At 59.1% G+C, this 10,117-nt stretch carries 12 protein-coding genes, 1 tRNA gene and 1 pseudogene; 9 read left to right on the top strand and 5 right to left on the bottom strand.

The window, feature by feature from the left end; all coding sequences use genetic code 11:
- The first annotated feature begins 215 nt into the window (after positions 1–215).
- Positions 216–1,145 carry a hypothetical protein gene (locus tag VL202_RS24420; RefSeq protein ID WP_325466647.1) on the top strand — a complete coding sequence of 310 codons (930 nt, stop codon included), beginning with the start codon at positions 216–218 and terminating at the stop codon, positions 1,143–1,145.
- Between the two features lie 144 nt (positions 1,146–1,289).
- On the opposite strand, the gene VL202_RS24415 is transcribed toward VL202_RS24420, so the two are convergent.
- Positions 1,290–1,374, bottom strand: a tRNA-Leu gene (locus VL202_RS24415).
- 174 nt (positions 1,375–1,548) lie between these two features.
- Between VL202_RS24415 and VL202_RS24410 the strand changes: the two genes are divergently transcribed.
- The gene (locus VL202_RS24410; protein WP_325466646.1) at positions 1,549–2,136 is read left to right on the top strand and encodes a YqaA family protein; all 588 of its coding nucleotides are present in this window, start codon (positions 1,549–1,551) and stop codon (positions 2,134–2,136) included.
- 23 nt (positions 2,137–2,159) lie between these two features.
- Complete coding sequence (locus VL202_RS24405) at positions 2,160–2,681, top strand: disulfide bond formation protein B (protein ID WP_325466645.1); 522 nt, start codon at positions 2,160–2,162, stop codon at positions 2,679–2,681.
- 4 nt (positions 2,682–2,685) lie between these two features.
- Here the strand turns inward: VL202_RS24405 and mauJ are convergent, their stop codons facing one another.
- The 3 genes from mauJ to VL202_RS24390 all read right to left on the bottom strand — a co-directional run bounded on the left by mauJ (position 2,686) and on the right by VL202_RS24390 (position 5,250).
- Entirely contained in the window at positions 2,686–3,687 is a 1,002-nt protein-coding gene (mauJ, locus tag VL202_RS24400; protein ID WP_325466644.1) for a methylamine utilization protein MauJ, read from the bottom strand.
- Positions 3,688–3,937: 250 nt separating this feature from the next.
- Complete coding sequence (locus VL202_RS24395) at positions 3,938–4,495, bottom strand: HNH endonuclease (RefSeq protein ID WP_325466643.1); 558 nt, start codon at positions 4,493–4,495, stop codon at positions 3,938–3,940.
- Positions 4,496–4,602: 107 nt separating this feature from the next.
- Positions 4,603–5,250, bottom strand: a complete 648-nt coding sequence (locus tag VL202_RS24390) for a DNA-3-methyladenine glycosylase (protein WP_325466642.1) — start codon at positions 5,248–5,250, stop codon at positions 4,603–4,605.
- An 89-nt stretch (positions 5,251–5,339) separates the two neighbouring features.
- On the opposite strand from VL202_RS24390, the gene gluQRS reads away from it, so the two are divergent.
- The gene (gluQRS, locus tag VL202_RS24385) at positions 5,340–6,230 is read left to right on the top strand and encodes a tRNA glutamyl-Q(34) synthetase GluQRS (protein ID WP_325466641.1); all 891 of its coding nucleotides are present in this window, start codon (positions 5,340–5,342) and stop codon (positions 6,228–6,230) included.
- Here gluQRS and VL202_RS24380 read toward each other — a convergent pair.
- Positions 6,225–7,148, bottom strand: a complete 924-nt coding sequence (locus VL202_RS24380; protein ID WP_325466640.1) for a YihY/virulence factor BrkB family protein — start codon at positions 7,146–7,148, stop codon at positions 6,225–6,227. The two genes, gluQRS and VL202_RS24380, sit on opposite strands and share 6 nt — an antisense overlap.
- A 91-nt stretch (positions 7,149–7,239) precedes the next feature.
- Here VL202_RS24380 and VL202_RS24375 point away from each other — a divergent pair, with 91 nt between their 5' ends.
- The 5 genes and pseudogenes from VL202_RS24375 to VL202_RS24355 form a co-directional block, all read left to right on the top strand.
- Complete coding sequence (locus VL202_RS24375; protein ID WP_325466639.1) at positions 7,240–8,073, top strand: SDR family oxidoreductase; 834 nt, start codon at positions 7,240–7,242, stop codon at positions 8,071–8,073.
- 21 nt (positions 8,074–8,094) lie between these two features.
- Entirely contained in the window at positions 8,095–8,292 is a 198-nt protein-coding gene (locus VL202_RS24370; protein WP_325466638.1) for a twin transmembrane helix small protein, read from the top strand.
- 5 nt (positions 8,293–8,297) lie between these two features.
- On the top strand, positions 8,298–8,876 hold the full coding sequence (locus tag VL202_RS24365; RefSeq protein ID WP_325466637.1) for a cob(I)yrinic acid a,c-diamide adenosyltransferase: 579 nt from the start codon (positions 8,298–8,300) through the stop codon (positions 8,874–8,876).
- 33 nt (positions 8,877–8,909) lie between these two features.
- Positions 8,910–9,704 carry a rhomboid family intramembrane serine protease gene (locus VL202_RS24360; protein WP_325466636.1) on the top strand — a complete coding sequence of 265 codons (795 nt, stop codon included), beginning with the start codon at positions 8,910–8,912 and terminating at the stop codon, positions 9,702–9,704.
- A gap of 287 nt (positions 9,705–9,991) precedes the next feature.
- Positions 9,992–10,117: pseudogene (locus tag VL202_RS24355) on the top strand (electron transfer flavoprotein subunit beta/FixA family protein); the annotation flags it as partial.

Genomic DNA, 10,117 nt, shown 5'->3' with positions numbered 1-10,117 from the left:
AAGGTGACCACGACCAAGGTTTTATAGGCGTCGATATGCTCAAGTTTCGCACCTGCTTGATAAGCAGGGGCAATCAATCATGCCGTGCAGCGTCGGCGTGCAACTTTCCAGTCACACGCTCCTCGCCTCCGTCGGGCACCTGATACGCAGAACGTTAAGCGAGGTTGTCACTTGCAATAATCGACGAAACCTTTGGACAAACCAGAGGACGCCCAATGGAATACCTACCACACCCCGTACGCACCATTTTTATCTCGGCAGCGGGATACGAACGCTCCGCTCAAACAAAAGCTGCCATTGAGAAGAACATCCAACTGTCCGATCCCAAGCTGGCCCGCCAGCGCAGCACAATGGCTCGCTGGGTGCAGACCGCTGAGATGTCGGGCGCAACCGACGAACAAATCGCGGACATGCAAGGTCGGATCAGGGTCTTCGAAATGATAGCAGAGCCCGTCTTACACAGCGACGAGTGCTCAATCTTCGACGTATCGGCATTGCTCCCGAAGCTACCAAAGAACGACATCTCGGCCTTCAGCCTGCGCAATCTGGTCCTCCCTGGCGATGAAACCATCTACGTCCATTTTGGCCGCCAAGAGGCGCTCATCGTAGATCACGATCAGGACCTCTATTTTGAAGGCGCTTACGTCACGCAAGTTGACGATGAATTCGGTGACGACGAAGTCAGCACCTTCCGGATAGCGCTCGTATTCAGCGATCCCGAATTCGGCGCGCTGGCCTTTGACCGCCCAATCGGCCAGACGCTTAAGCGGAATACGGACTTTGTCCGGTTCGAGATCAAGCACACCAACAGCGTTCAACAGGGCTTTGCCAGAATGGCCCAAAACGGATTGTCCGAAGAGAGTCAGATTTTGACCGCCCCTTTGAAAGTCTATCGAGCAGCCTATGATCTTCTTGTCAGATCGATGATCTACCTCGGCCAAGAAGGATGCGATTTGGAAATGGGCTACTTCGATGGGGCTCCGGAAAGGCAGTTGCGGAACGCGTTGAACGGCGATGAGAACGCCGAACAGTATCTGTTGGAAAACGGCTTTCCTGCCGTGCAGTTTGCCGGTCGAAGCATCGGGCCGGTTCCGGACCTTGCGGAACCCGACTGGGGTTCTGAACCAGTTAGCTTTCGGATTTAGAGAATTTTCGGCGTAAAGCCCCGAAAAGCGGTCGGGGAAAGTTGTTATGGGGCATCCGCCCCCTAAGATCGTCCCTGGGGAAATTCGTTAGGGGCCGCACCAGCACCAACGGGGCGCCGAGGTTCGGCTGTAAAAAGGAAACTGTGGTGCCCCGTGCCGGAATCGAACCAGCACTCCTCTCGGAACCTGATTTTGAGTCAGGCGCGTCGACCAATTCCGCCAACGGGGCACGGATCCTTTGAGGTAGTGAAATGCGTGTACACGATGCGTTTTGGGGCGGTCAACCGGGATTTTGAATATCGTCGGTCAGGAATCACAAAACTGTGCGGTTCGCACCTGCAGCAGGTCATTTACAGCTTGGCCGTTCCTGCTAAAAGGCTTTGACCTCAACAGGAAGCTCCGCATGCTCCGACGCCTTTACGACTGGACAATGTCGCTCGCCGCCCGGAAATCCGCCGAAGCCTGGCTGGCCATCATCGCCTTCGTCGAAAGCTCCGTCTTCCTCGTTCCGGCCGACGTGCTGTTCCTGCCGATGGCGCTGGCCAAGCCGGAAAAAGCCTGGCGCTATGCCTTCGTTGCGACGGTCGCATCCGTGCTGGGCGGCATTGCCGGCTGGTATATAGGCCATTATGCCTTCGAGGCGCTGGCGAAGCCCATCCTGCATTTCTACGGCAAGCTCGAAGCCTTCGAGGCGATGAAGGCTTCGGTCGGCTATGAAACGCTGGTGCTGCTTCTGGTGACGTCAGGCCTCGCGCACCTGCCGCCGATCAAGGTGGTGACCATCCTCTCGGGTGCAGCCAATATCAATCTCGGCCTGTTCATCGTCTCGGCGATCATCGCCCGTGGTGCCCGCTTCTATATCCTCGCCTGGCTGCTGCGCCGCTATGGCGAGGAAATCCGCCACTTTATCGAGAAGCGGCTGGGCCTGCTGGCCGCCGCGGTCGCCGGCCTCCTGATCGCCATGTTCGCCGCCTACCGCCTCCTTGCCTGATCATTCCACCCTGCCCTGATTCCATGGAGCCCGCCTTGAGCGACAGCCTCACCTCCCCCGACCGCCGCTTCCTGCCCTCCCTCCTGGTGACGCTGGGCATGGCGGCAACCGTCGGCGGCGCGCTCGCCTTCGAGCATATCGGCGGCTACATTCCCTGCGCGCTCTGCCTGATGCAGCGCACGCCCTATTACTGGGCCATCCCGATCGGCATCCTCGCCGTGGTCAGTTCAGTCGTGAAACTACCCATACAGTTGACCCGTGTCCTGCTCGGCGTGATCGCCATCCTGATGCTGGTCGGCGCCGGGATCGGCATCTATCACGCCGGCGTCGAATGGCATTTCTGGGCAGGCCCGGCGACCTGCGCCACCACCGCCCAGGGCGTCTCCTCCAATGTCGGCGACCTGCTCGGCGACCTCGACAGCAAACACGGCCCATCCTGCACGGACGCGGCCCTGCGCGTGCTCGGGCTCTCGTTTTCCGGGTGGAATGTTATTGCCAGCGTGATATTGGCGGGGATTGCGTGGCGGGGTGCGGCGAAGAGGTAATGAATCAATCGGTTTTCGCGTCCAGTCGTGCCAAGAGATTTTCATGGTTCTCAATCAGCACGCGTGCACACAAGTCAGCCAAAAAAGCAACTTCTGCCCCTTTTGTACGAATCTTTGAGCTGCCAACGTTCATTGCCCTTCTGTCTCTAAGTTCGAAATGTGCGATGGCGTTACGATACTCGTTGGTGAGGAAACCGTTTACGAAAACGCCAACTGGTTGACCAACGTGTATTCTGAGCCATTCTGCAATATCCGGGTGATCGGGTACCGTCAGCTTTGGGATGTTTTGGTTCCTTCGCTGTTTTCGTAGATCACGGAGAACCTCAGTCCGTAGTGGGTTGAGCAAACCTTCCATGATTTTAAAGAGGCTTAACACTTTATAGAACGGAGCCGAGGCATTTTGAGCTTCTCGATATAATGCGTAAATCGGCATCATGCGCTCAACTATTTTATCCTCTCCTTCCTGAATTTTTGAATGCCGCGGTGGAGACTGAAAATAGAAATGTTGCGTATCGTTCAGCACATCATGGACGACAATTTGTGCAAGGTGAATCGGAACCTGATGAGCGTAGCTGAGCTTGTCCAGCCAAGGTGTTAGCGCATCCTCAAATATTGCTTTGGCGTGGTTTTCATTGGTTGACGTGACGTCACCCGCTGCCATGGAAATCTCGCCATTTCCATTCGTTTCAAAGAGAACCTTCACTGTCCGGGTAGTTAGTTTAATTTTGCGACGTTGTTTATCAACTAGCAGATGACTGGAGCCGTCGTCTTTGCCAAATGCCGCGTTGAATCTTCGAGTGTCTCCTGGATTTTCTGACAAGCGGGCCTTGCAAGAGAAGGCGCGCATGGTCGTGTCGTTATGCCGACTTTTTCCCGCGAACCGATTGTCGGAGTATTCAGGCACAATTATCAGAACGGAACTCGCGCCGGGCGATCCCAATCGTTCGACTGGAATCTCCGTGTGATGTTCTACTGATGTGCCTATAAAATCCCCCCGGTCTTTCATATTGAATCCCGATTAATGGTTGTTGGAGGATGTTTTGCCGTTCCCGCCATTCAGCCATAGAAATATTGAGGAGCTCGCTCGGCCTGAGCAGCTCTCAGATCGGGAGAGGAAATTGGCTGCATATTCCTTCCCGGTATATCGCGAAGAAGGCACATGGCAATCCGCCAGGAGCTGCGCATATTAAGCTAACCTCGCCCAAAGCGAAATTTGCAGCCGCGTCGGTGAATGCCTTCGCAAGTCCTCGCCCCGCTTACGGCTGCAGTTCCACATCCCAATACAGATAATCCATCCAGCTTTCATGCAGATGGTTGGGCGGGAAGAGGCGGCCGTTGTTGTGGAGGTCCTGCACCGTCGGGTGGAAGGGCTTCTGGTGCGGGAACATGCCGGCCTGGCGCGGCAGCTTGCCGCCTTTGCGCAGATTGCAGGGCGAGCAGGCGGCGACGACGTTTTCCCAGGTGGTCTGGCCGCCGCAGCAGCGCGGGATCACATGATCGAATGTCAGGTCGTCCGGCGATCCGCAATACTGGCATTCGAAGCGGTCACGCAGGAAGACGTTGAACCGGGTGAAGGCCGGATGGCGCGATGGCTGGACGTAGCTTTTCAGGCAGACGACGCTCGGCAGGCGCATGGAGAAGCTGGGCGACGAAACCTGGTGATCGTATTCGGCCAGGATATGCACGCGGCCGAGGAAAACGGCCTTGATCGCGTCCTGCCAGGACCAGAGCGACAAGGGATAATAACTCAGCGGCCTGTAATCGGCGTTCAACACGAGCGCCGGAAGGCCATGTGGTGAGACTGCAATCGTCAAGCCAGTAAACTCCTGCTCGATTCGGCACTTGCACCTTCTATATTAGGCGCGTTGCGTCAGGATTGTGAAGCCAAAACGAAAAGCAGACAAAAGATTCGCTTTTTACCTCAAGGTGTCACCGGCAGGCCGTCGCTGCGCATTTCGGTGGCGTAATAGGCCCAGAAAAGCCGGGCCGCGACGCTGCGCCAGGGTGCCCAGATTTCCGTCAGCGAATCCAACTCGCGGGCCGACGGGCGCGTCTCCAGCATCAGCGCATGGCCGACGGCATTCTGCAGCGCCACATCTCCCACCGGAAAGACATCCGGATGGCCGGCGCAGAACAGCAGATAGACCTCTGCCGTCCAGCGGCCGACGCCCTTGATCGCCGTCATCTCACGGATGGCGGCGGAACCCTCGATCGAACAGATGGCCTCCAGATCCAGGTCACCCGACAGCACGGCGGCGGCCACCCGCCGCAGCGCATCGGCCTTGGCCCGCGACAGGCCGAACTGGCGGCAATCGTCATCCGACATGGCATGGACGGCCTCGGCGTTGATATCGCCGAGAGATGCTTCCATGCGCGACCAGATGGCGGCGGCGCTGGCCTTGGACACCATTTGCGAGACGATGATATTGGCGATGCCGCGATAGCCGGGATCTGTGCGGCGGAGCGGCACCGGGCCTGCCTTCGACACGACATGCTCCAGCCGCGCATCGAGCATCACCAGCCCGCTGAGGCCGGCGGTGATATCCTCGTGCGTGCGGATGATCCGCATGTTCCTGTCCTCCAGCGCCTCCGGTGCCAGCCTGCGGATAGCCGGGCGAACATATGGCCGGATCGGCATTTCCGTGGCAAGAACAAGGTATGGATGAAGCCTTGCCAAAACAACCCGTTTTCCGTTTCGCGCCAAGCCCGAACGGCCAGTTGCACCTCGGCCATGCGCTGTCGGCCATTCTCAATCACGACATGGCACAGGCGAAAAACGGACGTTTCCTGCTGCGCATCGAGGACATCGATATCAGCCGCTGCACGCCGGAATACGAGGCAGCCATCCTCGATGATCTCGGCTGGCTGGGGTTGGATTGGGAAAGGCCGGTCCGGCGGCAATCGGAGCATCTCGATCTCTACCGGGGCGCGCTTGGCAAACTGATCGACCGTGGCCTCGTCTATCCCTCCTTCCTGACGCGCGGAGAGATCAAGGCCCGCGTCGCTGCGTTCGAAGCGCAGGGCAAGACTTGGCCGCGCGATCCCGATGGCGCGCCGGTCTATCCGGGCGACGAGCGGAGCCTGCCAGAATCGGAAAGGCAGCGGAGGTTCACGCGCGGCACGCAGCATGCCTGGCGACTGGACATGGCAAAGGCCGTGGCGAAGATAACGGAACCACTGACCTGGCAGGAAATCGGGGCCGGGCCGCAGGGGGAAACGGGCACGGTCGTCGCCGATCCGGCCTGCTGGGGCGACGTCATCCTGTCCCGCTCGGATGCGCCGTCGAGCTATCATCTGGCGGTGACGCTGGACGATGCGCGACAGGGCATCACCCATGTCGTGCGGGGTCGCGATCTGTTCCATGCCACATCGGTTCACCGATTGCTGCAGCACCTCCTGGACCTGCCGCAGCCGCTCTATCATCATCACCGCCTGATCCCCGGCGAGGATGGCCGCAAGCTCTCCAAAAGCAACCGAGACACCGGTATCGCCGCCTTTCGGCAAGCGGGAAAGACACCGGCGGATATCCGCGCCATGATCGGCCTATAGTGTGTTCTCGCTCGGAACGTCTCTTGCCGCTTCCTGTCTGGCCGGATCGTCCTTCACCCCCCTGATGTGGCGGATCACCATGCGCTTCACCTTGTATTTCATGATCGCGGCATTGATCTCGGCACCGATGATGAAGATGACGCCGACAATATAGAGAAAGACCAGCGCGATCATGATCGACGCCAACCCGGCATAGGTGGAGACATAGTTCGCAAAGGTGGCGAGATAGGAGGCGAAGACATAGGCGCCGATCGACCAGGCGACGAGCGTCAGGATAATGCCGGGCAGCACATCGAGAATCTTGCGGCGGCCGTCGGGCAGCCAGAGATGGCTGACGATCAGGCCGGCGGTCAGCATGACGAAGACGCCGGGCAGGCTCCAGCTGTCGATCCAGGTCAGGAGATTGTTGAACCAGGGCAGATAGGTGCCGGCATAGCGGATGGCGAGCGGCACGGCGACCAGCAGGATGCTGACGATGGCCAGCACGAGGACGCCGGCGAGAACGAAGGCGAGGCTGGCGATCCGGGTCTTGTACCAGGGCCGGCTTTCGGCGACCCGGTAGGCGCGGTTGAGCGAGATGCGCAGCGCCTCGACCCCGTTCGAGGCGAAATAGGCGGCGGCGAGCACCGATATGGTGAGCAGTCCGCCGCGCGGGATGGTCAAAACCTGTACGACCTCGTCGGAAATCGGCTTGGCGATCGATTCCGGCCAGGTGTCGAAGATGAAATGCACCGCCGTCGTCGCGAACTGGTCGGCCCCCAGAAAGCTCCCGAGCGCCGTGCCGAAAATCAGGAAGGGAAAGATCGCGAGAAGCGTGGACAGCGCCACATGGCTTGCCATCGCCCAGCCGTCGTCCTCGCTGAAATGCCAGACGGCATCGAAGACGACCTTCCAGGCGATGCGTATGAAGGCCGGCATTCTCTCTCCAAAACAGTGTTCACGTCGGTTGGATTGTAACCCGTTCCTGAATATGGGAAACCGGGCTGCGATTTCTACAGGAAAAGCCATCATGACAGACCGTCCCTCGATAATCATCACCGGCTGCTCCTCGGGCATCGGCGCCTGGTGCGCGCGTGCCCTGCAACGGGACGGCTGGCGGGTGTTCGCGACCGTTCGCCGGCGGCAAGACCTCGAAAGCCTTGAAAAGGACGGCATCGAGGCGTTCCTGATGGATTATACGAAACCGGAGACCATATCGGCTCTGGTCGATGAGGTTTTCGCCCGGACCGGCGGTCGACTGGATGCATTGTTCAACAACGGCGCCTATGGCCAGGCCGGCGCGGTGGAAGACCTGCCGACGGAAGCGCTGCGGCTGCAACTGGAAACCAATGTCGTCGGCTGGCACGACCTGACACGGCGGGTCATCCCGGCCATGCGGACGCAGGGGCATGGCCGCATCGTCCAGTGCTCATCCATTCTCGGCATCGTGCCGTACAGATGGCGCGGCGCCTACAATGCCTCGAAATTCGCGCTGGAGGGTCTGACGCTGACGATGCGGATGGAACTGGCCGGCAGCGGCATCGAAGTGAGCCTGATCGAGCCGGGACCGATCGAATCGCGTTTCATGGTCAATGCGATCGTCAATATCGAGCGTTTCATCGACCTCAAGGGCTCGGTGCATGCGGTCGAATATGAACGGCAGATGCGGCGGCTGACCGGAGAAAGCGGCCCCTCTGCTGGCAAGCTCGGACCGGACGCCGTCTATGCTGTGCTGAAACGCGCCTTGACGGCGAAGAAGCCGAAGCCGCATTACATTGTGACACAGCCGGCCAAGCAGGGCGCGCTTTTGAAGAAACTGCTCCCGGCCGCACTGTTTTATCGTTTCATCGGCCGTCTCGGCTGAGTTGAAGGCAAGGATACGCGCATGCAAAGTTTTCTCACCGGCCTGACCCTGCTCGTCATGGGCCTCGTCGTCATCGTGCTCATTCGTGGCCTGCTCACCATGGCCAAGGGCGGCAGCGGCAGCCGATCCAACAAGTTGATGCAGGCCCGCGTTTTCCTGCAGGCGGTCGCGGTCCTGCTGATCATGCTGACGCTGTGGATCACCGGCGGCGGGCGTTAAAGGCCATGGTCAAGCTCAACAATATCTATACGCGAACCGGCGATGACGGCACGACCGGCCTTGCGAGCGGCCCACGACGGCTGAAGAGTGATCTGCGGGTCGAGGCCTATGGCACGATCGACGAGGCCAATTCCTTCATCGGCCTGGCACGCCAGCACACGGTCGATATTGCCTCGCTCGATGCCATGCTGATGCGCATCCAGAACGACCTGTTCGATCTTGGCGCCGATCTTTCCACGCCCGATACCGGCGAGACCCTGCCCTACGAACCGCTCAGGATCATCGCTGCCCAGGTGACGCGGCTGGAAGCCGAGATCGACCTTTTGAATGCCGATCTCGATCCTCTGCGCTCCTTCGTCCTTCCCGGCGGCAGCGGAGCGGCGGCGGCGCTCCACATTGCTCGCACGATCGTCCGGCGCGCCGAACGCCATATGGTGGAACTTGCCCGTACCGAGGGTGAAACGATCAGCGGCCCCGCACTGGAATATGTCAACCGGCTCTCCGATTTCCTCTTCGTCGCGGCCCGCTGGACCAATGACCAGGGCAAGTCGGATGTGCTTTGGGTTCCGGGAAAAAACAGGTAAGGTTTCCAGCCGGCCAAGCCTTCAGGGGACCCCATGTTCATACCGCTGCACGACGCCAATTCCCTGAAGCATATCAAGGTCCAATATGTCACGATCAGCCTGATCGCCCTCAACACGCTGATCTGGCTGTTTACCGGGCCACTGCTCGTTCCGGAAGAGTTTTCGAATGCGACGACGATGGGGCTGGGTTATATTCCGGCGATCGCCTTCGACTATGCCCATCTGGCGCCGAACCTCGTACTCGTGCCCGACGAAGCCACCTACATCACCTATTCCTTCCTGCATGGCGATTTCTGGCATCTGTTCGGCAACATGATCTTTCTCTGGGTGTTCGGGGACAATGTCGAGGACGCGCTGGGGCATGTTCGCTTCCTGCTCTTCTATCTCCTGTGCGCGGCCGCCGGTGCTTTTGCACATGGTCTGGTCAACACCGCTTCGGAATCGCCGCTGATCGGTGCGTCGGGTGCCATTTCCGGCATCGTCGCCGCCTATTTCCTGCTGCACCCGAAGGTCCGCGTCTGGGTGCTGGTGATGTTTCGCATCCCGCTGCCGCTTCCAGCCTTCATTCCGCTGGCGCTCTGGCTCGGGCAGCAATTCCTCATGCTGGTCGTCGATCCCGATGGCGGTGTTTCCTGGGGCGCTCATGTCGGCGGCATCATCGCCGGGTTGATCCTGGTGGTCATTTTGCGACGCCGGGATGTTCCGCTATTCGACCGGACAATCGTGACGCCGCGTGCTGTGCGGCATGTCGAAGCGACCGTCGCGACATCAACCGATCCCGCCTCGGAAGCACCGGTCAAGCCGACGCTCTGGGGCAGGCCGTCGTAGAGCCACTCCGTGGAAATCGCAGCAATCAGGGAATTCATCGGCGAAACAGGACATTGAGTGGATGGGCCGGGGATGGATGCTCGATCTCGAATTGCCGAAATAACAACCGCACCAAAATTTCGTTGACGCGCACGTAAACGTCAGTATTTTTCCGGTGGCAATCTTTTAGGGAGCCGATTGGCGGAGATTGTAATTGGGGAAAAAACGCGTATCGATGTCGCCAACCGACAATCAGGCCGCTGCGTTAAAGCGCATTTTCTCGCAAACGTTTCGTAAGGAAGGACATCATGAAAATCCTGGTCACCGTCAAGCGTGTCGTCGACTACAACGTGAAGATCCGTGTGAAGTCGGATGGGTCCGGTGTCGAGCTTGCCAATGTGAAGATGTCGATGAACCCGTTCGACGAGATTTCG

It is taken from the genome of Pararhizobium sp., assembly GCF_035497515.1.
Taxonomy (GTDB): domain Bacteria; phylum Pseudomonadota; class Alphaproteobacteria; order Rhizobiales; family Rhizobiaceae; genus Pararhizobium.
Note: the sequence above shows the minus strand (reverse complement) of the source record. Positions and strands in the feature narration are given on the sequence as shown.